The organism is Chryseobacterium sp. R2ACT005 (assembly GCF_049949215.1).
Taxonomy (GTDB): Bacteria; Bacteroidota; Bacteroidia; order Flavobacteriales; family Weeksellaceae; genus Chryseobacterium.
In genome coordinates this window covers 695544-720541 of record NZ_CP188192.1, presented here as the reverse complement: position 1 = coordinate 720541, position 24998 = coordinate 695544, and the positions used below count along the sequence as shown (strand labels likewise).

Sequence of the window (24998 nt, the reverse complement as noted above, 5' to 3'; positions counted from 1 at the left end):
TATTTTTAGAATTATTTTTTAATGATTATATCGAAAATATCATTCACCAGGGTTTCATAGTCCCCTTTTTGAAGCTGTTCCTTTGTCTTTGCAAAAGCTTTTTTAAGTTCACTTTCCGGATTTTCGTCATCCACTGTTTCAGCTGAAGCTACTCCTTTCAATTGAAGTATGGCGTTTTTCAGCACTTCAATGTCTGCATTTTCTTCAATATTTATTTTTAAATACTTCATGATTTATTTTTAAGCATTTGAAATTTATGATCTGTAACCCAATCATCCACTCCTTTTTTCAAAGGGTTAAATGAGCCTGAGTTGTTCTTTCAAATTTAAGAAACAATTGCCAAAAGAAAGTGTACTAAAGGATTTATATTCTGATTCCCCAACTTATGAGCACAGGTAATGCCATCTATTAATGTTAAACTAATAGAAGTAAATAAAAAAATTAAAGTGATATAAGATTATTAAATAGCCACAGGAGCTTTGATTCCCGGATGCGGATCATAATTTTCCAGACTGAAGTCTTCAAAATCAAAATCAAAGATATCTTTAACTTCCGGATTCAGTTTCATCGTTGGAAGTGCTCTCGGCTCTCGTCCCAGCTGTCTGCTTACCTGCTCGAAGTGATTATTGTAGATATGAACATCTCCAAAACTGTGAACATAATCTCCCACTTCCAGATCACAAACCTGCGCTACCATCATCAACAGCAATGCATAGCTTGCAATATTGAATGGTACTCCAAGGAAAACGTCAGCACTTCTTTGGTACAGCTGTAGGGAAAGTTTACCATCTGCTACATAAAACTGGAATAGAGCATGACAAGGAGCCAAAGCCATATTCGGTATTTCCGCAACATTCCAGGCGGAGACAATCAGTCTTCTGGAATCCGGATTCTTTTTAATCTGGTCAATTACTTCTGTGATCTGATCTACAACTTTTCCGTCTGCACCGCTCCAGCTTCTCCACTGCGCTCCGTAAACCGGTCCTAAGTCTCCATTTTCATTGGCCCATTCATCCCAGATGCTTACTCCGTTATCTTTAAGATACTTGATATTGGTATCTCCTTTCAGAAACCAAAGCAGCTCATAGATAATAGATTTCAAATGCACTTTTTTAGTTGTTACCAAAGGGAATCCTTTAGACAGATCATATCTCAGCTGATATCCGAAAACACTTCTTGTTCCAGTGCCTGTTCTGTCGGTTTTATCAGTTCCGTTATCTAAAATATGCTGTAAAAGATCCAGGTAGTTTTGCATTTTGAATGAGATTTTAAGTTCCAAATTTAGTAAAAACCATCAAAAAAAGCACTCATTTTTATGAATGCTTTTTATAAGCCTGATGTCTATTTTCTATTAAACAACTGTATATCTGCAATCTAACCTATATTAATTTTACCATATATTTTCAATTGTCTGATGAATAGTATTTACGGTGAATGACTCTCCTGTTTTTTTACCATACATCACTTTTACCAAGGGAGATTCCGCAGATACCGTCATGATTTTCTGATTTTCAAAAACAAGTTCACCCATTGAAACAGAGATATAGAACAATCCCTTATTGGTTTTCACCAATGCACCGTTCTGAACTTTTTCCAAAGGGTCGGAAGTTATTTTCTGCAGTACAGCCTGCTGATTCAAAACTTCGTTAAGCTGTCTTTGAAGATTATTAATTTCCTGCTGAAGCATTTCTCTTCCGGTTTCGTATTTGTCACCCATTGAGCTTTTTGTATCATTGTTGGAAGCCCTTGTTTCTGCAATAAGGTTTTCAAAATACTGGATTTTGTCGGCAGCTTTTGCTTTAATAATATTGATTATTTTCTGTTTGTTCATTCTAATAGTGGGATTTTATTGTGGATAGCTAAACCACCCGTCAAAATCTATGATTTTGACACCCCTCCAGCGGAGAGGAATTGAATACCGTTAAAGACTATTCTGTACTATTTTAAAATGTAAGTCAAAAATTTTAAGATTATTTTTCAAATACGGCATAATCAGAAACTTTAAAGCTAAAGTCTGTTCCGTTACTGAAATCTCTTTTCGTTTTATCAAAAACATTTCTGAATGTTCCGGATACATGTTCGTCTTCAATTGAAAAGTTAACAGGTTCTTTTGACATGTTCAAGACTACTAGCACTTCATCATTTCCATTTTTTCTTACATAAGCCAGGATTTTGTCATTGGCTGTAGTATTAAGAAGGTATGTAGTTACATTAGAATCACCTCCTCTTAAAGCTGGGTTGGAAGCTTTTAAATCCAATAATGTTTTATAGAAACCGGCAACCTGATAGGTATTGGTCCATTTGATGACATCTTTTTCGAAAAATTCCAGTCTCTTCATATTGGGAAGTTCCTGGCCTGAGTACAACAACGGAACTCCATTCCATGTTGCAGAGAATACTGCCATAGGTTTTGTGATGACTCCGTATTTTTCATATTCGGTTCCGTTCCATGAGTTTTCATCGTGGTTTGCAGTAAACCATGCTCTCATTGAAGCATCTCCGATATTAGAATATTGTCTCAGAAGATCTTTTAATTCCTGAAGAGGTTCATTTTTTTTATAATAATCTGCAGATTTGTGCATCCATTTCCAGGAATAGCTGGCATCAAAAACTTTCCCATATTCAGGACTTTCCAACTCATCAAATTCTCCCAGCCAGAAAAGAGGTTTTACTTTTTCTACTTCGGGACGGGCCTGAACCCAGAAATCTACCTCTACCCATGAAGCAAGATCACATCGAAAACCGTCAATATCAGTTTCCTGTACCCAGAATTTCATGGCATCAATCATGGCCTGACGCATCTCCTGGTTTTTATAGTCCAGTTCAATAATATCATCCATTCCGGAAGCGATATGGAATTTTCCGTCTGGATCTTTCAGATAAAATTCGGGATGTATTTTCGTCCATACATGATCCCATCCTGTATGATTGGCCACCCAATCTATAATTACTTTGAATCCCAATCTGTGTGCTTCATTCACCATATCTTTAAAATCCTGCAACGTTCCGAATTCGGGATTGATGGAAGTATAGTCTGCAGCAGCATATGGACTCCCCATACTTCCTTTTTTATTCTGCTGGGCAATGGGTGTGATAGGCATAAACCAAAGGGTTTTTATTCCCATAGATTTCAGGCGGGGCATTTCTTTTGCAAATGCTTTGAAAGTTCCTTCCTGAGTATATTGTCTTATGTTTACTTCGTAGATATTTGTATTATGTTTCCAATCTTTTGGCAGTTCTGTCATCTTCCGGGTATTTTTTTGAGTGGTACAGGAAACAATTCCCAGACCAATTACAGCTAACAAAATTAATTTTTTCATTAAACTATTTTTAACAAAAGTAAGAATTGTTTTTTTGAGAAAGGCAAAATTTAAGGCTAGATAAATAGCATCTCCAACCCGTCAGTAGAACCTGAAAATCTTACTGAAGAATTTAAAGACCTCAAAATAGACTTACAAAAGCTCAGCTGATATATCTGAAACCTCAAATGAGGCTGTTTTTATTTAAATACCTTCACACTTTTGTAAAAAAAAGCCCCGGATTAAAATCCAGGGCCAGTATATTGTGTTGACTATCTTTCGTCATCATTGTCATCTTCGTCATCAAAGACATCGTCATTGTAGTCTTCTTCTTCCTCATCATCGAAGCTATCGTCTTCATCTGCAAAGTTTCCTCCTGATCCGAAATCTTCATCGAAACCAAACTCATCATCTGCCAAAGGCATTGCTGATTTCTTTTTAGATCCTCCGGCACTTCCATTTTTGCTAGGTGCCTTCAACGGAACGTTTCCGAATCTGTATACCGTGATAGGATAATTAACCCCTTTTGTTTCTTCAATAATTTCTACAAGTTCACAGAAGAATTCCCAAAGGTCAAGAAGCCCGTATTGGAACTGTGCTTTGTCACCTACACTTTCAAAAGCTTCATCAATGTAAACATCTGACATAATCTCACCATCACCATCATCACTCATATCTTCCAATGGGACACTTTTTACAATTGTTCCGTCATCTTCTAACAGATTAAAAGTAGAAAGCTCATCTCCCTGCAGACTGAATGCACTTTTAATTCCTAAATGTAAGTTCCATAACGTTTGTTTTCCCTTAACTTCGATATCACGGAAAATATCTTCTTTCGCATCTAATATTACGCGGATTTTGTAAACCATATCAGTTTCTTAAATTACTTTTTTGCCTTTATAATTATGATAAATCTCTGGTGCAAATATATAATAAATGACATGTGACAAAAAAATATTTCAGGATTTTTTAAAATATTTTTTTTCCTTACATTTTACCGGAATTATTTACTTTTTTCGAGCATAAAACTAAACTTCGTCCCTTCAAGGTACACGCTTTCTACGGTGATATTTTCGTTATGTGCTTCAAGAATATGTTTTACGATGGCCAATCCCAGCCCGGAACCTCCTTCTCTCCTGCTTCTGCTGGTTTCTACACGGTAAAATCTTTCGAAAATCCTTGGAAGAATTTCAGACTTGATTCCCATCCCATTATCTATCACTTCTATCAGCACCTTATTTTTGAGTACACTGGTCTTTACGATCACTTTCGCTTCCTGTCTGTTGGCATAATGGATCGCATTGGAAATAAGATTAATGAAAACCTGGGAAATTTTCTGTTTATCAGCCTCCACAAAAATCTGTGGATGAAGGGTCTGGATCTGTAACGTTGTATTTCGTTTTTCGGCTTCAAGATCAAGCAGATCGAAAATCTCTTTAATCAGAAGATTGACATCAAATTTTGAAACGGTAAGATTGATTTCGCCTGCTTCCAGCCTGTTGATCATATCAAGATCTGTTACAATGGCGATAAGTCTTTCGACAGATTTATCAATTCTTTCCAGGTATTTATCCCGGATAGTAAGATTGTCTACTCCGCCGTCTCTTAAAGTTTCTACATATCCCTGAATAGAAAACAAAGGCGTTTTCAGTTCGTGGGACACATTACCGATGTATTCTTTACGGTAGCTTTCCATCTCTTTCATCATATCAATTTCTGATACCTGCTGCTGATTGAGATCTGAAAACCTTTCTCCTAATTCTTTGATGGTAATATTTTCATCCTGATTCTGAACTATTTCCTGTGGCAGAAATCCTGAAAGTCCTTTTACCTGTTTTCTGCTGTAATAATTGAAAAGAAGTTCCAATACCACACAGTTGATCAGAAAGATCAGGACAATACAGATGAAAAGACCCGTTTTAAACAAAGGGGTCTCATAATAGATATCTTTCAGTGAATCGAAGACGACTACTAAAAGAAGCATTACCAATGTCAGCAGACAGGAGGCAACGAGGGTAAGTCTGTAAAATTTCAATTTTACAACGTTTTAATGATTGAACGTAAAGTTAAGATTCTAAAATAATTAAACGATCAGTTTATATCCAATCCCTTTTAATGTCTGAATCGTATTGATTCCTAATTTTTCTCTCAACCTTCTGATATGTACATCGATTGTTCTTTCACCAACAATCACATCATTACCCCAAACCTTTTCAAGAATTTCTTCTCTTTTGAAAACCTTTTCAGTATTGGAAGCCAAAAGGTAAAGCAAGTCAAATTCTTTTTTAGGAAGAAGAAACTGCTGTCCGCTTTTGGAAACTCTGAAATTATCTTTGTCGATAATAAGGTCTCCGATTTCGATTAGTTTTGCATTGTCAGAAACCTGTGAGGTCAGCTGTAATAATGCATTCACCTTAGAAATAAGGATTTTCGGTTTGATTAGTTTTACGATGTAGTCATTGGCACCCGCCTGAAAACCTGCTAACTGAGAAAACTCTTCGCTTCTTGCAGAAAGGAACACGATAAGTGTTTTCTGAAGTTCTTTCACTTTACGAAGTTCCTGACAGGTTTCTATACCATCTTTTTCAGGCATCATGACATCTAATAAGATAAGGTCCGGAACGATCTCCTTTGCTTTTTCTATACCTTCGTTACCATTGGTAGCTGTATAGATATCATACCCCTCCTTTTCCAAATTGTAAGACAGAATCTCTAAAATGTCCAGTTCATCGTCTATTAAAAGAATTTTTTTGCTCATCTTCTAGTTTAAGAATTCCCACAAAATTAATTATTTCCATTGATTTCATCTATCTGCCAAATGTTAACTAATTATTAAAAAAACATATCGCAGCACAAAATTACAAAATCAATAAAAAAATTAAATAATAAATACACATAAATCAAATATAAGGAATAATATTTAAAATTAAAACAAAAATTATAATTATATAAATTAAACATCAATAACTATAAATTTCTCTCATCTGTTAATACAAATTTCATAATTAATTAAGATTCTCCTAAAGTTTTCTTAAAAACTTAGCCCTTATTTTGCCCTTGAAAAAGAAGTAAAATGAAAAAACAACTCCACAAGAGCATCATGCTACTTGCCTTGTTTTCTGCTGGCTATGCTTTTGCACAAAGTCAGATTTTGGAAGGTAGGGTATTGGACGAGAAAGATAACACTCCTATAGAAGGGGTAAAGGTAAAAGTAAATGGACAGGAAGTAACGACTGACATTTCCGGATACTACTCTATCAACCTGTCCCCCGGCACCAATTACATTGTAACGGTAAGCTCCAATGGGTATAACAGAAAAGAAATCAGTGAGGTTATTATCAAAAATGAAGGTAATACTCATCTTGATATCGTAATGGACAAACCCTCTACCAAGGAAAAAGAAATTGAGGGAGTTGTCATCAAATCAAACGCAAGAAAAGAAACCATAGCCTCTACTATCGGACTACAGAAAAATGCCGGTGTAGTTTCTCAGGTTATTGGTGTTGAAGCTATTAAAAGAAGTCCGGACAGAAACACAGGGGAAGTTCTGAAGAGAGTTTCCGGAGTGAGTTTATCTGAAGGAAAATATATTGTAGTAAGAGGTTTATCAGACCGTTATAACCAGGCTATGCTGAATGGTATTCAGTTATCCAGCACGGAGCCTGACAGAAAGACTTTCTCTTTCGACCTTTTCCCTGCCAACGTTATCGAAACCCTTGTTATCAACAAAACTTTCATTCCAGAATATACAGGTGAATGGGGAGGAGCTTTGATCCAAGTAAATACAAAGGATATTCCTAATAAAAATTTCTTCAATGTACAGGTAGGTGTAGGAGGAAATACGGCGACTATGGGACAGGAATTCCATATGCAGAAAGGTGGAAAATGGGACTTTCTAGGAATTGATGACGGTTACAGAAAGCTGCCAACCAATATGCCTGCAAAAAATGCGTTCAGTATTTTAGATGAAGGTCAGAAAACCAATATTGGTAAAGGGTTTACAAAGAATTTAGGATACAACAGTATTGGTTATCCTGAAAACTTAAGTTTACAACTTGACGGAGGTTTCAATACCAAATTATTCGGAAAAGATTTAGGGGTAATTGCTGTTTTAAACTATAGTAACAACAAAAGAAGAACTGAGTCTACCAACCGTTTCTTTACCATCAACGACCAACTTGCCGATACCAACTTCGATTATTTTACAGAAAAATACAGCAATGATATTATCTTAGGAGGAATGTTGAACCTTTCTTTAAAGCTCAACAGCAACAATAAAATCTCCTTAAAGAATATCATCACCAACAATACGGTGAACCACATGTCCTTCAGAACAGGGAAGGACTTTGAATTTGACCCGATTAACGGGACAAACATTATGGCAAGGGAAATAGGTTTTAAAGAAACTACTTTCTACAACTCTACCCTTACCGGTACTCATAAAATAGATGCTCTTGGCGGATTTACCGTAAACTGGTACGGAAGCTTCGGGATCCTGGATCAGTATATTCCTTTGCTGCAGCGTTTGCAGTATAACCAATACACCAATATAGAAGGAAGCCCATATTTAGCATTGATTTCTAATGGTCTTTCTCAAAAGTCAGGAAGTGTATTCTATTCTACCCTAAGTGATTATCTATATAATGCAGGGGGTGATATCTCCAAAACATTTACGATGTTTGGACAAAAACAAACGATCAAAGGAGGTTATTTGTTCCAGGTAAAAGACAGAATCTACAATTCGAGACCGTTCTCTGTAAGACTTGAGAAATTCAACCAGGGATTACTTTCTCAGCCTTTCGAAACGATCTTCAATCCTGGGAATTTCGGAGGTAACGGTGGATTTACATTTGATGAAATTGCAGGAAACCAGTACAGATATATTGCCAACACGATCCTTAACGCGGGGTATTTACAGTTTGACAACAACTTTACACCATGGTTAAGAGCAGTTTGGGGATTAAGAGTTGAAAACTTTGATCAATTGGTTGGAAGCACGAAGAAAAGTGATGACCGTTTTGTGAACACCCGTGTTACAGATTTCTTACCTGCTGTAAACTTAACATTCAAGGTAAACCCTAAAATGAACATCCGTGTTGCAGGTTCACAAACTGTTGTTAGACCGGAGTTTAGAGAAGTTTCTCCTTTAGCATATTATGATTTTGATCTTGGAGCTACTGTAATTGGTAACAAATCAATTGAAAGAACCAAAATTACGAGTGCCGATGTTCGTTGGGAATATTACCCAAGAAACGGAGAAATTATATCCGTAGCAGGTTTCTATAAAAACTTCAAAAAGCCAATCGAATTATACTTCAACCAGTCAGGGGTAGGAACGAGTAATACCTTCAACTACCTTAACGTAGATAAAGCTGATGCTTATGGAGTGGAACTGGAAGTAAGAAAAAAACTTGATTTTGTAAGCGCTCTTAAAAACTTCACCCTGGGTGGAAACGTAGCTTTAATTAAAAACAAAGTAACAGATGAGGCTACTAAGATTGACAGACCAATGCAGGGGCAGTCTCCTTATACTGTCAACGTAAGTCTTCAGTATGACACTGAAAAATCAGGATGGTCTTCTACAGTACTATTCAACATGATCGGAAGAAGAATCCTTTATGTAGGAAACGATCAGGTACCACCAATCTGGGAAGCACCAAGACCTCTTTTGGATTTCCAGCTTGCTAAAAAAATATGGAGCAACAAAGGAGAAATCAAGCTGAATGTTTCAGATATTCTGAACCGTCGTGCTAAATTCTACCATGACCTGAATGATAACGGTAAGTATGACAGCAAAGATGCTCTTGCTATCGAAAGACTTTCAGGAACCAATATCAGTTTAACACTGGGATACAATTTTTAATTCATTCAACAAATAATCTAATAAATAATTTAATTCTTTATAACATGAAAAAGTTCGTTTTATATTCTTTAATGCTTGGCGCTCTAGTATCAACTACCGCATGTAGAAATATAGAAGAAGATGGACCTACCATTATTCAAAATGGAGGTAATGGAAACGGAGAAACTGAAAACCTTATTCTTTCAGGAAAGATCACTTCCAGCCTTACGCTTAAAGCAAATAAAATCTATAAGCTAAGAGGACTAGTATATGTAACTAACGGAGCTACTTTAACTATCGAGCCAGGTACAAAGATTGTAGGTGAAGCTGATAAAAACGGAGCTTTGATCATTACAAAAGGAAGTAAAATCATGGCAGAAGGAACTGCTGCCAACCCAATTATCTTCACTTCTGAAAAACCAAGTCCTAAAAGAGGAGACTGGGCAGGTGTAGTAATTTTAGGTAATGCTCCTACTAATGCTTCTTTCGGTGGGGCAAACGGAGTTGGAGAGATTGAAGGAGGAATCAACAATTCTGAAGGTCTTGGACTTTACGGTGGAAACAATGCTGCTGACAACAGTGGTATATTAAAATATGTAAGAATAGAATATGCAGGATATGCATTCTTACCGGACAAAGAGGTCAACGGACTTACATTTGGTGGTGTAGGTAGCGGAACTACAGTAGATTATGTAGAAGTTGCTTATGCTAATGATGACAGTTTTGAATGGTTCGGAGGAACGGTAAACTGTTCTCACCTTATTTCTTACAAAGGTCTTGATGATGATTTCGATACGGATAATGGTTTCTCAGGAAAAGTACAGTTTGGTATCGCAGTAAGAGATTCTCAGGTAGCGGACGTTTCCGGTTCTAACGCATTTGAATCTGATAATGATGCTAACGGTTCTACTTTGACACCTCAGACATCAGCTACATTCTCTAACATGACGATTATCGGGCCAATCAACTCTGCAGCGCCAGGATCAATCAACGCGTTATTCCAGAATGCATTACAGATCAGAAGAAACTCTTCTATCTCTGTATTCAACTCTGTATTTACAGGATTCCCTGTTGGTTTATTCATCGATGCTACAAAAGGTGCTCCAACAGATAACAATATTGTAGGTAACAAATTATTCTTTGAAAATAACGTTTTAGCAGGAATGCAAACTCCTTTAAAATTCGGACCATCTACTTCTACTCCGACAACGTATACATTGAACGATCTTACAACTTGGTTTAATGCTAAAGGAAATACAATCCTTGCTTCTACTGCTGATGTAAAACTTGCCGGTGCATGGGCTCCTGCAGGAACTACACCAAACTTTACGCCTAGCGCAGGTTCTCCATTATTAACAGGAGGTGCATTTACTAACCCTAAATTAGCTACTTGGTTTACACAGGTAACTTATAAAGGTGCTGTAAAAGATGCTACAGATACTTGGTACGCAGGATGGACAAACTTCAACTTATAATAATACATAAGTACTTAGATTTAATTTCAAATAGAAGGCCTTCGGAAGTATTTTTCCGAGGGCTTTTTTTTAATTGTTATCATCAGGTATTATGACGGTCCGCTGAAATCAATATTAAGAGGTGTTCATATTGTAAAAAACAGAAAATGGCAATTTGAACAGTTGTTATTTTTGTTTAACAGTAGATTTTTATAAGGGTTTGTTAAAAAATTTTGGCTAAAACCAGGGAAATATATTCTATTGATAGAGAAAAGACCCGAAACCCATAACTCATAATTTATAATTTATCATTCAATAAAAAAGCCACCAGGAAACTCCCGATGACATTCACAAAAAACAAGTGTATAAAAATATATATTTCAATTAATTTCTCCAAAATAAATTCCCGTCATTCATCAGGGCTTTTATTTCAGACATTCTGGAAACAGCTTCTGCAGAACACGAAGCATCTGCCAGAACAATGGCAGCTTCATCACCAGCTTTAGGCCATTGCTGTTTTCCTTTCTCATCCAATGGAAGAATACTTTGAGTGGCAAACTGCAAAGCTCTTGATAATGCATATTCTGTAGCATAACCATATAACTCAGCAATGAGATTCGCTTTCTGGAGCATACTTCCCGAACCAAAAGTACTCCAGTAATCCTGTACATTATCATTTCCGATCAATACATTGACCCCATATTTTTTCAGGGTTGGAATCGGCATTACCGTTCCTTTAAAAGGTACTGAAGAAGCGATTCCCACTTTTCCTTCAGCCAGTTTTTCTGCAATCTGCTCTGTTTCTTTTGGTGAAAGATGAGCCAGGGCAAATGCATGACTTACAAATGTTTTCCCCTGCAGTGCCGGATTTTCAATTGCTTTATCAATCAGGTAATTGATTGTTTTCATTCCAGACTCTCCTACTTCATGCAGGTGAATATCAATTCCTTTGTGGTGATCTAAAGCCAGCTCAACGGTAAAATCCATTACTTTTTCTATGCTTCCGTCAATACTTAAAGGATCCAATCCACCGATAAATCCTACACTTTTAAGCTGTGCTGCTTCTTTCATCAAAGGAACCGTATCTGTATAGTAAACTCCATGTTGCGGAAAAGCAACTAATTCTGCTTTGAAAGAATCCTTTTTATTTTCAAGAGCCTGCTCAAGATGCTCCAGAGATTTCAGTCCCGAAGTAGTATCAATATTGAAATGAGTTCTTACGAAATGAGTTCCATAATGCTGCTGCAGACTGATCAGCTGTTCTGCTCTGCTTACAGAAGTTTTCAATAGTTCAGGAATGATTTCCTGCTCATAAGCAATCATATCTTTCACTGTTCTTCTCTTAGGAGAAAGAGCCTGCCATGGAAGACCGTACAATGTTTTATCCAGATGGATGTGCATATCTCTGAACGCCGGAAGCATCAGATATCCTTTAGCATCTATTGCTTCTGAAGCGGGATCATTTGCTGTTACTGTTTTTATTTTTCCATCTTCAATTTCAATACTGAAAAGATCAGTTTTTGTTCCGGTTACCTCTTCATTTTCGTATTCAAAACCTGTTTCCAGGCGGACATTTTTAAGGGAATATTTTTCTTTTGCAGTTAATTGATAGGGAAATTGCATGATTCTAAGATTTTAACAATACAAAATTAGCCCTACTTCAGGGTAAAACAGGTGTATCAATTATGTCTTGTTTTGTACAGATTATTCTTTGAATTGGGAAGGTGTCATTCCCGTCTGTGCTTTAAAGAATTTGGAAAAACTTGCATGATCGTAGAAACCGAGATCATACACAATGTCTTTTACTGACATTTCAGAAACTTTTAAAAGTCTTTTGGCTTCCAGTAAAATACGGTCCTGAATGAGAGATGAAGCCGAAGCATTAAGATTTTTCTTGCAGACAATATTCAGGTAGTTGGCCGAAATATTCAGTTTATCCGCATAAAAAGAAACTGATCTTTCTGTTTTAAAATGTTCATCAATAAGATGGAGAAATTTTGAAATAATAGGATTTGAGTTATAGACTTCAAAGTCTTTGAAAGCTCCTTCCACAGATTTACTTACCAACAGCCCAATCAGCTCACTCCTTTTTTGAATAAGCTCCCAAAATACTTTTTCACCACTCAGTTCTTTCTGGATAGATTGAAATTCATATAGAAAAGTTTTAAAAATTTCCGGGGAAAGATTGATAACCGGATGGTTCTGATAATAAGAGGCAGAAAACCTTAATGACGGCAGGAAACTTTCAAACCAGTCCCGGCTGATCATCAGCTGATAACCGATGGTTTCTTTTTCAATCACCCATTGATGTACCTGATCCGGAAAAACAAGGTGGATCTGATGGTCTTTTACCGGATATTCTGTAAAATCAATAGTATGTGAACCGACTCCATGCTCAAAAAGATTGATGATAAAAAAATCATGCTTATGGGGATCATCAATGGAACGTGCCCCATAAAGTTCATTAAACAGCAGATTACAGCCCTTCAGCTGATTCTCACTAAATTCCTGAATTCCTAAAATTGGAAAATGATCCGTATGATAGCCCACTCTGCCTGATTTTCTCCTAAAATTACTAAAATTTGTGAGAAAAAACTAAAATAACCACAAAAGGGACAAAAGCTTTACATACACCACTCCTACTTCAGTTTCTATCTGCATTCAGTGACTATTTCCGAAAATCAATAATATATTCCCAGGCTTTCCTTTAGTAAAACTTTTATACCCTTTGTGGTTAAAAAAACACAACTAAATCATATATATAAATTTATAAGCAATTATATTGTTCAAATCTTATCTACAAGACTTTTTTACTTTTCATTTAAGTTCAAAAAAGTTTAAAAGACAACATTTCCATCATGCACCAATGATTCAACTTCTGAAATTCTTGATACAGCTTCTGCAGAACAGCTTGCATTCATCAGAACAAAGTCTGCTTTATCACCTGATTTTGGCCATTGCTGAGTTCCTTTGTCATCCAGCGGAAGAATATTTCCCGTGGCCAGTTTTAAACTTCTTGACAATAAAAACTCTGTTGAATATCCATACAGTTGAGCCATTAAGTTGGCTTTCTGAAGCACACTTCCCGTTCCGAAAGTATTCCAATGGTCTATGATGCTGTCATTTCCTGTCAGAACGGTTACATTATGTTTGTAAAGCGTTGGTATTGGCATGATCAGCCTTCCGAAAGGGATTGTAGAAACAATTCCGATCTGTGCCTCACCTAATTTTTCAGCGATTTCTTCCTGTTTTGCAGCTTCTAGTTTAGCCAGAATAAAACAATGGCTTAAATAGGTTTTCCCTTTCAGAGAAGGGTTTTCATTTACTTTTTTAATAAGATATTCTACAGTTTTCAATCCGGAATCACCGGTTTCATGCAGGTGAATATCGATTCCTTTTTTATTGTCCAAAGCAAGCTGAACGGTAAAGTCTACCACTTTTTCAATATCACCATCAATGTTGAAAGGGTCTACACCACCAATAAAGTCAATATCCATCTTTGCTGCTTCTTTCAGATAAGGTACAGAATCTGTATAGAACACGCCATGCTGCGGAAAGGCTACCAGCTCAGCTCCAAAACACTTCTTTTTATTTTCTAAAGCTTTCTGCAGATTTTTTAATGACTGCAGTTTGGAAGTGGGTTCAATATTCACATGGCTTCTCGCATAGGAAGTTCCTTTTGACTGTAATAATTCGATCAGTTTCTCTGCCTTGAAGGTTGAATTCTTCAGCATCTCCGGAAGCATTTTCTGCTCCAGCTCTATCATTCCTTTGATCCCTCCGGTTCTTTTTCTAACGGCCTGCCATTGATCTCCATAAAAGGTTTTATCAAGGTGAATATGCATATCCTTGAATGCAGGAAGCATCAATAGTCCTTTTGCATCTGTCGCTTTAGCATTAGGCTGGTTCGGAGCAATCTTTATAATTTTTCCGTTTTCAACTTCTATATAGAACAGATCTGTTTTGGTAGAAGCCACTTCTCCATCCTGATATTCAAAACCTGTTTCCAGACGGACATTTTTCAGAATCATTTTCCCTTTTGCCGAGCTGTTATTTCCATCAAGGAAAGGTGATGCAGTCATGATATTAGGTACTAAAGTTAATCCCACTACAGCCAAAGCTGAATTTCGGATAAAGTCTTTGCGGGAGATGGTATTGTCAGAAGTCTTCATTTCCAATCTATTTATGACAAAATTAAAAAGAAGTCTGGTGAACAAAGTGTATCGTTTATTACAAAATCTGTATGATTTATGCTTTGTTCTGATTGTTTTTTAAATACCTTGTTATTCATTACAGCAATAAACAACTTTATCCATAACGCTGTTATTCTTTAGGAACATATATCATAATACCCACATTACTAAGACTCCTACGGAGTGACAAACTTTGCGGATATTTTTAGACATAAAAATTACTTACAATTTATAAAAATGTTTACCAGTAACCTTGTCATTCCGTAGGAATCTATATCATAATATCTACATTACTGAGACTCCTACGGAGTGACAAAGATTGCGGATATTTTTATCAGATGTAATGAGTACTTTTTATTTATCCGGAAAGTATTGACAGCATCTTTGTCATTCTGTAAGAATCTAAATGATGCTGTTTTACGTTGCCGAGACTCCTATGGAATGACAAACTTTGCGGATATTTTTAGACGTAAAAATTACTTACAATTTATAAAAATGTTTACCAGTAACCTTGTCATTCCGTAGGAATCTATATCATAATATCTACATTACTGAGACTCCTACGGAGTGACAAAGATTGCGGATATTTTTATCAGATGTAATGAGTACTTTTTATTTATCCGGAAAGTATTGACAGCATCTTTGTCATTCTGTAAGAATCTAAATAATGCTGTTTTACGTTGCCGAGACTCCTATGGAATGACAAACGTTGCGTTGAACATTTTGTAATTCCAAACTAATGAAATCAATTTTCTGTACATAAAAAAACCGGATTTAAAATCCGGTCTTATTATTATTTATTTGAATATTCAAATTTTCTTACAGCTTCCAGTGTCATATCAATTTCTTTATCCTTGATTGCATCACTGATGAAATACGTTTCATAACCACTTGGCGGCAGATACACTCCATTCTGAAGCATCTGGTGGAAGAAGTTATTAAACAATGAATGGTTAGCTTCCTGTGCTTCATCAAAGTTAGAAACTCTGTTGATATGGAAGAATACCGACATCATAGAACCTTTTCTGTTGATTTTATGAGCAATTCCTTTTTCATTCAGAATTTTTCCGATTTCAAAATCTAATGTTTCTGTTGTCTTGTATAATCTGTTGAAAAATTCAGGATCATTTTTAATAAGCTGAAGGGTTTTTAATCCCGCTCTCATTGCTAAAGGGTTTCCACTTAATGTTCCTGCCTGGTATACTCCTCCTTTTGGAGCCAGGTGATCCATAATTTCGTTTCTTCCTGCGAAAGCTCCTACCGGAAGACCTCCACCGATTACTTTTCCGTAAGTCACAAGGTCTGCTTTAACATTGAAAAGCTCCTGAGCTCCTCCGAAAGCCAGTCTGAAACCGGTCATTACCTCATCAAAAATTAATAAAGCTCCGTTTTCATCACAGATCTTTCTCAGATTTTGTAAGAAATTGTTTTCCGGCAGTACACACCCCATATTTCCTGCAACCGGCTCTATAATTACCGCTGCAATTTCTCCCTGATTGTGACGGAATAGATCTTCTACCTGTTCAAAATCGTTATAACGGGCAAGTAATGTATCTTTAGCAGTACCTGCTGTTACTCCCGGAGAATTTGGATTTCCGAAAGTTGCCGCACCACTTCCTGCTTTGATCAGAAATGAATCTGAATGTCCGTGATAACAGCCTTCAAATTTTACGATCTTATCTCTTCCTGTATAACCTCTTGCCAGTCTTACTGCACTCATACATGCTTCTGTTCCTGAAGAAACCATTCTGATCTGGTCAATATTCGGAACGTTATCAATAATAAATTTTGCAATTTCCGTTTCCAGTTCTGTAGGCGCTCCGAAAGAGAATCCTTTCTCTGCCTGGATTTTAAGTTCTTCCAGTACTTCAGGATGGGTATGTCCCAAAATGGCCGGGCCCCATGAATTGATATAATCGATGTAAGTATTGTCATCTGCATCGGTAAGGTAAGCTCCTTTTGCCGATTTCATAAAAACAGGAACACCTCCTACGGATTTGAATGCTCTCACCGGAGAGTTTACTCCTCCCGGAATGTATTTGTAGGCTTCATCAAACAAAGCCGAACTTCTTTGATACTTCATATATACTTAGTTGCTGTTGGCAGTTGCTGGTTGGCATGTAACTGTCAACGGTAAACGCTCAACAAAAAATTAAATTAGTTTCGTGGTTTTTTGTCTATTAAATAAATAAGCTGTCCTGCAGATGGTTGCTGTCCTTCATCCATTCTGTTTTTAGCATACAATTTATTTAATTTGATTCCGAATTTCTGAGCGATATCATGCATATCTTCTCCGGATTCTGCTTTATAAGTAGCTGTATTTCCTGTAGAATTTTTTGATTCCAGAAAAACAATATCATTTTTCTTTAAGATTTCACCTTCCAGTTCATTCCACTTTATCAGTCTGCTTTCGCTGACTTTGAATTTATTGGCGATGAATTTCACATCAGTATCTTCAGGAATTACGATATATTTCAGGCCGTCATTCGGATGGCTTTTGATAAGGATGGAATTAAGAATTTCAGCTTTCGTTTTGATTCTTTCCACTCTTTTTTGCTGTTGTGCGTAAGAAGTCTGTTTATAAGGAACTTCTACAGTAACCGGGTCTTTAGCTTTTTTAACCGCTTTTGAGGGTTCCAGCTGTGCCATGAAAGTTCTGTCGTCCTTCAGATCCGGATACATTTTAAGTACGGCATACAATACCTCATTAGAACTGGTATTGTCGAATTCATATAGCTTGTACTTTTCAATTTTGGTAATAAGAATTGAAGCATAACGTGGATTGGTAGCATAACCCGCTTTTTTTAAACCGGTTGCCCACGCTCTGTAATCTCTCATATCCAATTTGAAAAGGTTTGCGTAATATTTTCTAGTGGATAAAAATATAGAATGGTCTTCATAAGACTGTCTTGGATCGTCATATACACGGAAGCATTCATTGGGTGCATCATCGGTATGTTTCATCGTTCTACCGGTCCAGTCTTCTTTACATTTTATACCGAAGTGGTTTTTACCTTCCTGTGCCAATCTGCTTTGCCCGCCCCCGGTTTCCAATAATCCCTGGGCAAGGGTAATAGAAGCAGGAATTTTATATTTTTCCATTTCTTCTACGGCATATTTAGCAAACTTCTGAATATACTGATCTTCGGTTGCCCAAGCCTGGGCAGAAAATTTTGATAAAACTAAAAGGCTTATGGATAGGAAAAGTCTTTTCATGTTTTTCAATTTTACTTATATAATTAAATTTCTGTTCTGTTTTTCTAAAAGCAGATTAGCTCCTTCAATCCCCTGTAAACCACCAGTGTGAAAGCACAAAATGCTGCTGTTTTCAGGAAAATAATCATCTTCAATCAGTTCAAAAACTTTCTCCATCATTTTTCCTGTATATATCGGTTCTAAAGGAATACCATACTTCTCTTTGAAATCATTGATAAAACGGATGTTTCCATCATTTATTTTACCATAACCTCCAAAACATGAATCTATTAGATTAAAATTCTGTCTCAAAGTTAATTCAAAAATTTTATTTTCCAGTGAAGCATCATCTACAACTTTAAATCCTATAACTTTCTGATTGTCTTCACTAAATTTTGAAATTCCTGCAATGGTTCCTCCGGTTCCAACTGCGGTGCAAAGATAGTCAAAATCTTTTGTTTGTTCATTGAGCATCATTTTCACCCCTTCCACAGCCTCTTCATTGGTACCTCCTTCAGGTACTATCAGGGCATCGGGAAACTCCTGATGAAGGAATTCTGTCAGTTTTTCTTTATGACGGTATTCTTCACGGGTGACAAATTTCAGGTTCATTCCATTTCTTTTGGCAAAAAGTAAAGTAGGGTTATCACGCCACTTATGCTGCAGCTCTTCACCTCTGATGATTCCCAATGTTGGAATCCCCGCCAGATTCCCTACTGCTGAGACCGCGGCGATATGGTTGGAAAAAGCTCCGCCAAAAGTAATAATATAGGGTTTATCCGGATTTTTTTCCAGATAGTGGTTCACATTATAAAATAGTTTCCAGTATTTATTGCCTGAAATCAGCGGATGAATCTGGTCTTCCCTTTTAATGAAAAGTTTTACGTTTTTATGAATGGGAATTTCCTGAATGGAAACAGGTTCTGTGGGAAGTTGTAATAGCATTTCAGTTTTACTACTCAAGGTTTACTGTTTGCAAAAGTAGGAAAAGATTTAGTGTTGTAGAGATTTTCTCTTTGTATAAAGTTTTGTTTACTTATTTTTCACCACGGATTTTCACAGATGATTATTTTGATATTTTTTTAGGTTTTGGCTAAAGCCGGATGAATTTGAGTTTATTTGATAAACGGTCTACGCTCAGGATATTAACCCACTTCTATTGAATAAGTAGAGATGTGAATACTTTTTCAAAATAATTCATAATTCTACAGATATTTCCGGAAGTTCCAGAATTTTCTTTTTTTGAGATAATTCAGGTTCTTTTCATTGGCATAAGCTTCTCTTTCAAATGATATTCTTCTGTAAGCCAGATAACCGTCTTTGAGCTTAAAAAACCAGTAATAGTATTCAATGACATAAAAAATATAGAAGAAAATAATGAGCATTTCCAATTGTTGGCGTAAATGGATTTTTTCGTGATTGATCAATACATTATTTTCCTTATCTTCGGGTTTCCTAATGAAGATAAAGGGAAAGAGAGCAATGCCATTAATTTTTAATTTTTTTAAAGGCTTTTGGCATACAATTATCATAGTAACAAATATAAAAAGTTTTTTGACTAGCATTTAACTTATGGCCCATTATGACATCAAAGAAGGTGAAGACTTCTACTATAATGAACAGGGGTACAAGGTTTTTACAGAAAAATTCCATCTGAAAAGAGGTCATTGCTGTAAAAGCGGCTGCAGACACTGTCCTTACGGGTACGATAAAAAGACTGATACATTCATTAAAAATGATAAAAAAAATAAATAAAATGAAAAAATATATTTTTATTTTGTTGGCATCTGCTACATTAGGTTTAACTTCTTGTAGCCCTTTTCAGGTACGTTCAGATTATGCTGAAACCGCCAATTTCAATTCTTTCAAAACGTATAAAATAAGAATTGATGATCTAAAATTGAATGATATTGATAAAGACAGAGTCCTGAATGAACTGTCTAAACAGCTTCAGAGCAAAGGGCTTCAATCCGGAGAAAATCCTGATCTGATTATCAACGTAAAAGCGAATCATAAAAAGGTTACAGATATCAATTCTTCTTCACCTTACGGTATGTGGGGATGGGGTGGACCATTCGGATGGGGTGTTGGAATGAGCAGAACATGGACTTCAAATTATAATGAAGGCGCACTGATCGTAGACCTTATTGATTCAAAAACCAACAAATTGGTTTGGCAGGGTATCGGAAGTGGAATTTCTGTAGATTCTCCAAAGGCGAAACAAAGACAGATTCCGGAAATCATGGCTGAGATTATGAAAAATTATCCGCCACAAAGAAAATAAAATTAAGTCATCCATTATATAAGCCAGTACTTTTGTACTGGCTTTTTTTATAAGTAATTATTCCGTTTTTCCATAGATAAAACAGATTTTCACAAATCAATTTTTGTGTATTTTTATGAGTCGGATTATTAAGTTTTAAGTTTTGGCTGAAGCCAAATGAATATTGATTTTGATAAGCGGGCTAAAGCCCACTCCTATTGAACTAAAAGACAATCACTTATTAATAGAAAAATAATTTATAACTTATAATTCATCATTACTAACATGCTGTACATTTAAAATTAACGCTCACTTAATTTTTTATTCACAAAAATGTGTTATTCTTGCTTAAACTTAATATTATATGAAAAAAGTTATTTTATTTTCTCTATTTGCAGGACTTGCCTACGCTCAGGCTCCTGCAGGATACTACAATTCTGCCAACGGACTGAGTGGCGCAGCATTGAAAACTGAATTAAGCAGTATTATCACCAACGGACATATGGACAAAGGTTACAGTGGACTATGGACTGCGTATAAAACTACTGATATTGATAAGGATTATGAGAATGACGGTTCTATTCTTGATATTTACTCTGAAAAACCTTCAGGCACAGATCCTTATAAGTATACTCCGGGGACCAACCAGTGTGGAACATATTCTACGGAAGGAAATTGCTATAACAGAGAGCATATTGTTCCTCAAAGTCTCTTTAATGAAGCTTCACCAATGGTTTCTGACGTTAATTTCATCAGAGCTACAGATGGAAAAGTAAACGGAATGAGAAGTAATTATCCTTTCGGAAAGGTAGGAAGTGCTTCTTTTACTTCACAGAATGGTTCAAAGCTTGGAACGTCAGCTTCTTCAGGATATTCGGGGACAGTTTTTGAGCCGATTGATGAGTTTAAAGGAGATGTGGCCCGTATGATTTTCTATTTTGTAACCCGTTATCAGAGTAAACTTTCTTCTTTTTCCTCAGGAAACATGTTAGGAAGTTCTACATTCCCGGGACTGCAGACATGGGAACTGAATGTTCTTCTGGCTTGGCACAATCAGGATCCCGTTTCCCAGGCTGAGATCAAAAGAAATAATGCATCTTATACTTTCCAGGGTAACAGAAATCCATTTATTGACAATCCGAATTATGTAAACCTTATCTGGGGTTCTCAACAGCCTTCAGGTGATACTCAGGCTCCAACCACAACAACAGGGCTTACTGTTTCAGGGAAAACTTCCAGCAGTATTTCTCTTGCCTGGAATGCCTCTACAGATAACGTAGGTGTAACAGCTTATAACGTTTATATGGATGGAAATCTGAAAACTACGGTAAGCTCAACCTCAACGACTATTTCAGGACTGACTCCTTCTACTACTTACAGCTTCTATGTTGTAGCGAAGGATGCAGCAGGAAATTCGTCATCAAACAGCTCAACGGTTTCCGGTACTACCAATTCAGGAGGTACTACTCCAGGAACCAACTGTGCCAATGAAACTTTTGAAACAATTCCTGCAGCCAATTCTACCTATACAACCAGAACATGGAGCAATGGTGGAATCTCATGGACTGCAACGGATGCAAGAACTGATCAGACTCTTAACAATAAAGCTATTACAGTAAGAAGCGGTTCTTTAACTTCTGGCAGTTCAGCAAACGGTATTGGTTCTTTAACAGTAACTACACAGCTTAAATTCTCAGGAACAAATGGAACTTTTGATGTAAAAGTAAACGGAACAACCGTAGGAACTGTTCCTTACAGTACTTCATCTACAACTACTACTATCAACAATATCAACCTTTCCGGGAATGTAGTGGTAAGCCTGGTTAATAATTCAACAAGTAACAGAGTGGCTATTGATGATCTTGCATGGACATGCTATTCCGGATCAAGTGCAAGAATGGCTCAAAATACGGCTGTAGAAACAACTTCTAACAGTTTTAAAATCTCTCCTAATCCTATTACCAACCAGGAGATTTTTGTAAAAGGAGATCTTCAGAAGGTAAGAAAAGCTGAGATTTATACCCTGCAGGGGAAAGCTCTTCAGACGATTGACCAACCTTTCAGAAATGGAAATTCTATCAGAACCATAAATCTTGGTCAGGGAGTTTATATTCTGAAACTGGATCAGGTTACGATGCAGTTTTTGGTAAAATAATTCAAATACTTATTTAAATACAAAAAATGCCGGTCTAAAAAGACCGGCATTTTTTGTTGTTTAAAACTCAACAGTTTTTTTTATTTGATCGTTTTTTTTAACGCAGAGATTTTATTTTTTAATGTTTTATTTTTAAAGAGCAAAGAAGGATCAGCAAGCTGATTTGACTAAGCGAATGTTATAGAGAGATTTTATCCAGATCCGGATATCCCGATCCTTTCAGAAGGTCTTTCCATTCTTTATTTTTAAATACAAAGAGATTGCAGCGGTATTCATCCGGTCTGTTATCTATTTTGGTTTCGCAGTAGTAATAGAGTATATCTTTGTTTCTCCAGATTGCTACTTCCTGTCTGAGTTTGTTATGCGTCTGGATGATTTCATTATCTCTAACTTCTGATTCAAAACCTTCACGTATGGTATCAAAGCTGGGTTTCTGAAGTGTTTTGTTCAGATTATCCAGAAGTGCAGTTTTTTCCTGCTCTGTATAAATATCAAGCTGATACATTCCCAATTCATCTTCTTTTTCATTGGCAAGAGGACCTATTTCCTGATCAACCTTTCCGAAGTGTAAAATTACTTTATTGGTATTTTTATTATTCTTCCCTTCCAGATCTATTCCGTTGAAGTGCAATAGTTCTTTTGATGAAAAAGCCAGTTTTTCATTTCCGATGAGGGTAACTTCACTGCTACGTACGGCTTCTTTGGCTGTTGCTCCGGCAGATTTTAAAATTTCATTAATATTCTGACCTACAGTAATTTTGGCAAGATTAAAGGGTTCTGTCTGCGTACTTCCCTGTGTTTCAACCAAAGCTTCAGTTTCTTTATTTTTCTGATGGCCGCATGAAGCAAGTCCCCAACAGATCATTGACAGTACTATATATTTCAATCCTTTCATAATGTTAGTGTTAGTATACAGTTCTCAATAATAAAACAGAAAAAAGTGGATTCAAGTATCCGGAATCTGTTTTTTTTATTTCTTCATCCTTTTAAAGGCTTATTTTTAATTCATATACTTATACCACGGAGAAGCCGGAGGTGTGGGATATTTTAATCCAAAAACTGCATTATTACGGTAAGCATCTTTAGTCACAGAAATGTATTTATTTCTTATTTTCCCATCATCTTCAATGGAGATACTTAGTATGGAATAATTTTTTCCATCATCCCAGAAGAAAGAGGTTGGATAAGTAAATGAATTTTTCTCATTTGGATTCCATGAAACTTTTTCGGGAGAAAGTTTTTTCAGTTTCTCAAAAATAGGTTTTACAAGTTTGGCATCTACGGTTGCTTTATCAGTGATAGAAGCTGTAGGATTTCCATGTTTTTTTACTATTCTTTCTACAAATTCCAGAGAATATTTTTCGGCAGCATTGGTGTCTACTGCTCCTACTTTTTCTTTGTATACCGTAATTCTTGTACCCATCGTATTGTCTAAGGGTATATTTCCATACGTTATTCCTTTGTTTTCATCAGCATAGTATTGAATGATATCTGCTTTTGCTGCATCTTTCATAAATAAATCTTTATTTTCAAAGTCATATTTTTTGGCATCATCGCCTAATGAAACTGATGAAAGGTCAAATGATTTATTTCCACAACAGATATTAATCAATACTATAAAAATCAATATCAGAGCTTTAGATTTTCTCATCATATTAAATGCTTTTTCCAACATTACTGATTCTGTTTGTATTTAATTATTTTAGACCAATCGGTAAACATTTTAGTAATGGTATTGGCATTGATTAAACTGAAAATGAACATTCCGGTAAAGACCGTAAGCCAGCAATATACTAATTTCACTCCATTTTTGTCTGTAATAAAGAAAAGTACAAATATGGTGATCGCTCCAAATATAAAAGTAAAAAGCAATGTATACAGCAATACATGAATGATGTACATATTGAGTTTTAGTTTCCGGAATATCCAGCCTATCAGGGCAACGGGGATCAATAATAACAAAGGTACGAACATCGCCCCGAAGATAACAACTTCAGGATAATCTGTAATTCTGTCCTCCAGTCCGAAGAAGGTGTTAAAACTGAACCCCATCATAATGTTTCTCGGCATTGGTTACCTCCAGTAAAGTCTTGTCTTTATATCCTAACATTTTCGCCAGTATAACATTGGGAAATTCATGAATTCCGATGTTATAAAGGTTAACGCTATCATTAAAAAACTCTCTTCTGTCTGCTATTTTGTTTTCCAACTCGGAAATCCTTTTCTGCAGTTCAAGAAAATTATTATTAGATTTCAGTTCAGGATAGTTTTCCGATACAGCAAAGAATGATGAAAGAGCTTTTGAGGTTTCATTGGCCAGCTCGGTTCTTTTATCTGCGTCTGTACTGTTATTATAAAAAGTTCTCAGCTCTGTAAGGCGTGCAAGAAGCTTTTCTTCATAATTCATAAAGTGTTTGGCAACAGTTACCAGGTTGGGAATTTCATCTGCACGCTGTTTCAGTACAACATCAATATTGCCATAGGCTTTTTCGACATTAAATTTGAGCATGACCAACTTGTTATAAAGATTGATCAGGAAGCTGATGATAACCACTCCCAGCAGAATAAGTAATATGATTGCGACCGTCTGATTCATT

The 24998-nt window shown here is 36.2% G+C and carries 23 protein-coding genes; 5 read left to right on the top strand and 18 right to left on the bottom strand.

The genetic code is table 11. From position 1 onward, the window contains the following. Positions 1 to 11: 11 nt before the first annotated feature. From ACPF63_RS03405 to ACPF63_RS03375, 7 genes are all read right to left on the bottom strand, one after another. Positions 12 to 230 (bottom strand): hypothetical protein, encoded by a 219-nt coding sequence (locus ACPF63_RS03405; RefSeq protein WP_180564360.1) that lies wholly within the window; start codon positions 228 to 230, stop codon positions 12 to 14. Positions 231 to 460: 230 nt separating this feature from the next. Next, positions 461 to 1255 (bottom strand): thymidylate synthase, encoded by a 795-nt coding sequence (locus ACPF63_RS03400; protein ID WP_426481987.1) that lies wholly within the window; start codon positions 1253 to 1255, stop codon positions 461 to 463. 135 nt (positions 1256 to 1390) lie between these two features. After that, positions 1391 to 1831 carry a hypothetical protein gene (locus ACPF63_RS03395; protein WP_426481986.1) on the bottom strand — a complete coding sequence of 147 codons (441 nt, stop codon included), beginning with the start codon at positions 1829 to 1831 and terminating at the stop codon, positions 1391 to 1393. A gap of 139 nt (positions 1832 to 1970) precedes the next feature. Beyond that, a complete protein-coding gene (locus ACPF63_RS03390) occupies positions 1971 to 3320 on the bottom strand; it encodes an alpha-amylase family glycosyl hydrolase (protein WP_077418214.1) in 1350 nt (449 codons plus the stop codon). 251 nt (positions 3321 to 3571) lie between these two features. After that, the gene (locus ACPF63_RS03385; RefSeq protein ID WP_426481985.1) at positions 3572 to 4168 is read right to left on the bottom strand and encodes an IS1096 element passenger TnpR family protein; all 597 of its coding nucleotides are present in this window, start codon (positions 4166 to 4168) and stop codon (positions 3572 to 3574) included. 134 nt (positions 4169 to 4302) lie between these two features. Next, positions 4303 to 5334: a sensor histidine kinase gene (locus ACPF63_RS03380; protein ID WP_180564361.1), complete on the bottom strand. Its 1032-nt coding sequence runs from the start codon at positions 5332 to 5334 to the stop codon at positions 4303 to 4305. 48 nt (positions 5335 to 5382) lie between these two features. Further along, entirely contained in the window at positions 5383 to 6057 is a 675-nt protein-coding gene (locus ACPF63_RS03375) for a response regulator (RefSeq protein ID WP_077418208.1), read from the bottom strand. A gap of 315 nt (positions 6058 to 6372) precedes the next feature. Here ACPF63_RS03375 and ACPF63_RS03370 point away from each other — a divergent pair, with 315 nt between their 5' ends. Together ACPF63_RS03370 and ACPF63_RS03365 are read left to right on the top strand one after the other, a co-directional pair. Beyond that, positions 6373 to 9162: a TonB-dependent receptor domain-containing protein gene (locus tag ACPF63_RS03370; RefSeq protein ID WP_426481984.1), complete on the top strand. Its 2790-nt coding sequence runs from the start codon at positions 6373 to 6375 to the stop codon at positions 9160 to 9162. Between the two features lie 44 nt (positions 9163 to 9206). Beyond that, on the top strand, positions 9207 to 10616 hold the full coding sequence (locus ACPF63_RS03365) for a hypothetical protein (RefSeq protein WP_426481983.1): 1410 nt from the start codon (positions 9207 to 9209) through the stop codon (positions 10614 to 10616). A 363-nt stretch (positions 10617 to 10979) separates the two neighbouring features. Here ACPF63_RS03365 and ACPF63_RS03360 read toward each other — a convergent pair whose 3' ends face one another. The 7 genes from ACPF63_RS03360 to ACPF63_RS03330 all read right to left on the bottom strand — a co-directional run bounded on the left by ACPF63_RS03360 (position 10980) and on the right by ACPF63_RS03330 (position 19515). Further along, positions 10980 to 12218: an amidohydrolase gene (locus ACPF63_RS03360; protein WP_426481982.1), complete on the bottom strand. Its 1239-nt coding sequence runs from the start codon at positions 12216 to 12218 to the stop codon at positions 10980 to 10982. A gap of 81 nt (positions 12219 to 12299) precedes the next feature. After that, positions 12300 to 13145 (bottom strand): AraC family transcriptional regulator, encoded by an 846-nt coding sequence (locus ACPF63_RS03355; RefSeq protein WP_426481981.1) that lies wholly within the window; start codon positions 13143 to 13145, stop codon positions 12300 to 12302. A gap of 287 nt (positions 13146 to 13432) precedes the next feature. After that, a complete protein-coding gene (locus ACPF63_RS03350) occupies positions 13433 to 14767 on the bottom strand; it encodes an amidohydrolase (protein WP_426481980.1) in 1335 nt (444 codons plus the stop codon). An 814-nt stretch (positions 14768 to 15581) separates the two neighbouring features. Continuing rightward, positions 15582 to 16871, bottom strand: a complete 1290-nt coding sequence (gene hemL, locus ACPF63_RS03345) for a glutamate-1-semialdehyde 2,1-aminomutase (RefSeq protein ID WP_077418196.1) — start codon at positions 16869 to 16871, stop codon at positions 15582 to 15584. 74 nt (positions 16872 to 16945) lie between these two features. Further along, entirely contained in the window at positions 16946 to 18004 is a 1059-nt protein-coding gene (locus ACPF63_RS03340; protein ID WP_077418194.1) for a glucosaminidase domain-containing protein, read from the bottom strand. A 15-nt stretch (positions 18005 to 18019) separates the two neighbouring features. Next, a complete protein-coding gene (locus ACPF63_RS03335) occupies positions 18020 to 18928 on the bottom strand; it encodes a 1-aminocyclopropane-1-carboxylate deaminase/D-cysteine desulfhydrase (protein ID WP_077418192.1) in 909 nt (302 codons plus the stop codon). A gap of 260 nt (positions 18929 to 19188) precedes the next feature. Next, on the bottom strand, positions 19189 to 19515 hold the full coding sequence (locus ACPF63_RS03330) for a hypothetical protein (RefSeq protein WP_426481979.1): 327 nt from the start codon (positions 19513 to 19515) through the stop codon (positions 19189 to 19191). 40 nt (positions 19516 to 19555) lie between these two features. Between ACPF63_RS03330 and ACPF63_RS03325 the strand changes: the two genes are divergently transcribed. The 3 genes from ACPF63_RS03325 (at position 19556) to ACPF63_RS03315 (ending at position 22401) form a co-directional block, all read left to right on the top strand. Beyond that, the gene (locus ACPF63_RS03325) at positions 19556 to 19738 is read left to right on the top strand and encodes a DUF5522 domain-containing protein (RefSeq protein WP_034745671.1); all 183 of its coding nucleotides are present in this window, start codon (positions 19556 to 19558) and stop codon (positions 19736 to 19738) included. A 1-nt stretch (position 19739) separates the two neighbouring features. Continuing rightward, complete coding sequence (locus ACPF63_RS03320; RefSeq protein ID WP_047387292.1) at positions 19740 to 20267, top strand: DUF4136 domain-containing protein; 528 nt, start codon at positions 19740 to 19742, stop codon at positions 20265 to 20267. A gap of 343 nt (positions 20268 to 20610) precedes the next feature. After that, a complete protein-coding gene (locus ACPF63_RS03315; RefSeq protein WP_426481978.1) occupies positions 20611 to 22401 on the top strand; it encodes an endonuclease in 1791 nt (596 codons plus the stop codon). A gap of 178 nt (positions 22402 to 22579) precedes the next feature. Here the strand turns inward: ACPF63_RS03315 and ACPF63_RS03310 are convergent, their stop codons facing one another. From ACPF63_RS03310 to ACPF63_RS03295, 4 genes are all read right to left on the bottom strand, one after another. Continuing rightward, on the bottom strand, positions 22580 to 23296 hold the full coding sequence (locus tag ACPF63_RS03310) for a hypothetical protein (RefSeq protein WP_426481977.1): 717 nt from the start codon (positions 23294 to 23296) through the stop codon (positions 22580 to 22582). 105 nt (positions 23297 to 23401) lie between these two features. After that, complete coding sequence (locus tag ACPF63_RS03305) at positions 23402 to 24076, bottom strand: hypothetical protein (RefSeq protein WP_426481976.1); 675 nt, start codon at positions 24074 to 24076, stop codon at positions 23402 to 23404. Beyond that, positions 24076 to 24471 carry a hypothetical protein gene (locus ACPF63_RS03300; RefSeq protein ID WP_426481975.1) on the bottom strand — a complete coding sequence of 132 codons (396 nt, stop codon included), beginning with the start codon at positions 24469 to 24471 and terminating at the stop codon, positions 24076 to 24078. Before ACPF63_RS03300 ends, ACPF63_RS03305 begins: the two co-directional genes overlap by 1 nt. Continuing rightward, positions 24437 to 24997, bottom strand: a complete 561-nt coding sequence (locus ACPF63_RS03295; RefSeq protein ID WP_426481974.1) for a LemA family protein — start codon at positions 24995 to 24997, stop codon at positions 24437 to 24439. The genes ACPF63_RS03300 and ACPF63_RS03295 overlap by 35 nt, the downstream gene beginning before the upstream one ends. Between the last annotated feature and the right edge of the window lies 1 nt (position 24998).

Excerpts from the sequence above, each read along its gene's own strand:
- ACPF63_RS03405 (WP_180564360.1), bottom strand. The coding sequence starts at position 230 with ATGAAGTATTTAAAAATAAATATTGAAGAAAATGCAGACATTGAAGTG.
- ACPF63_RS03400 (WP_426481987.1), bottom strand. The coding sequence starts at position 1,255 with ATGCAAAACTACCTGGATCTTTTACAGCATATTTTAGATAACGGAACT.
- ACPF63_RS03395 (WP_426481986.1), bottom strand. The coding sequence starts at position 1,831 with ATGAACAAACAGAAAATAATCAATATTATTAAAGCAAAAGCTGCCGAC.
- ACPF63_RS03390 (WP_077418214.1), bottom strand. The coding sequence starts at position 3,320 with ATGAAAAAATTAATTTTGTTAGCTGTAATTGGTCTGGGAATTGTTTCC.
- ACPF63_RS03385 (WP_426481985.1), bottom strand. The coding sequence starts at position 4,168 with ATGGTTTACAAAATCCGCGTAATATTAGATGCGAAAGAAGATATTTTC.
- ACPF63_RS03375 (WP_077418208.1), bottom strand. The coding sequence starts at position 6,057 with ATGAGCAAAAAAATTCTTTTAATAGACGATGAACTGGACATTTTAGAG.
- ACPF63_RS03370 (WP_426481984.1), top strand. The coding sequence starts at position 6,373 with ATGAAAAAACAACTCCACAAGAGCATCATGCTACTTGCCTTGTTTTCT.
- ACPF63_RS03365 (WP_426481983.1), top strand. The coding sequence starts at position 9,207 with ATGAAAAAGTTCGTTTTATATTCTTTAATGCTTGGCGCTCTAGTATCA.
- ACPF63_RS03360 (WP_426481982.1), bottom strand. The coding sequence starts at position 12,218 with ATGCAATTTCCCTATCAATTAACTGCAAAAGAAAAATATTCCCTTAAA.
- ACPF63_RS03350 (WP_426481980.1), bottom strand. The coding sequence starts at position 14,767 with ATGAAGACTTCTGACAATACCATCTCCCGCAAAGACTTTATCCGAAAT.
- hemL (WP_077418196.1), bottom strand. The coding sequence starts at position 16,871 with ATGAAGTATCAAAGAAGTTCGGCTTTGTTTGATGAAGCCTACAAATAC.
- ACPF63_RS03340 (WP_077418194.1), bottom strand. The coding sequence starts at position 18,004 with ATGAAAAGACTTTTCCTATCCATAAGCCTTTTAGTTTTATCAAAATTT.
- ACPF63_RS03335 (WP_077418192.1), bottom strand. The coding sequence starts at position 18,928 with ATGCTATTACAACTTCCCACAGAACCTGTTTCCATTCAGGAAATTCCC.
- ACPF63_RS03330 (WP_426481979.1), bottom strand. The coding sequence starts at position 19,515 with ATGATAATTGTATGCCAAAAGCCTTTAAAAAAATTAAAAATTAATGGC.
- ACPF63_RS03325 (WP_034745671.1), top strand. The coding sequence starts at position 19,556 with ATGGCCCATTATGACATCAAAGAAGGTGAAGACTTCTACTATAATGAA.
- ACPF63_RS03320 (WP_047387292.1), top strand. The coding sequence starts at position 19,740 with ATGAAAAAATATATTTTTATTTTGTTGGCATCTGCTACATTAGGTTTA.
- ACPF63_RS03315 (WP_426481978.1), top strand. The coding sequence starts at position 20,611 with ATGAAAAAAGTTATTTTATTTTCTCTATTTGCAGGACTTGCCTACGCT.
- ACPF63_RS03310 (WP_426481977.1), bottom strand. The coding sequence starts at position 23,296 with ATGAAAGGATTGAAATATATAGTACTGTCAATGATCTGTTGGGGACTT.
- ACPF63_RS03305 (WP_426481976.1), bottom strand. The coding sequence starts at position 24,076 with ATGTTGGAAAAAGCATTTAATATGATGAGAAAATCTAAAGCTCTGATA.
- ACPF63_RS03300 (WP_426481975.1), bottom strand. The coding sequence starts at position 24,471 with ATGCCGAGAAACATTATGATGGGGTTCAGTTTTAACACCTTCTTCGGA.
- ACPF63_RS03295 (WP_426481974.1), bottom strand. The coding sequence starts at position 24,997 with ATGAATCAGACGGTCGCAATCATATTACTTATTCTGCTGGGAGTGGTT.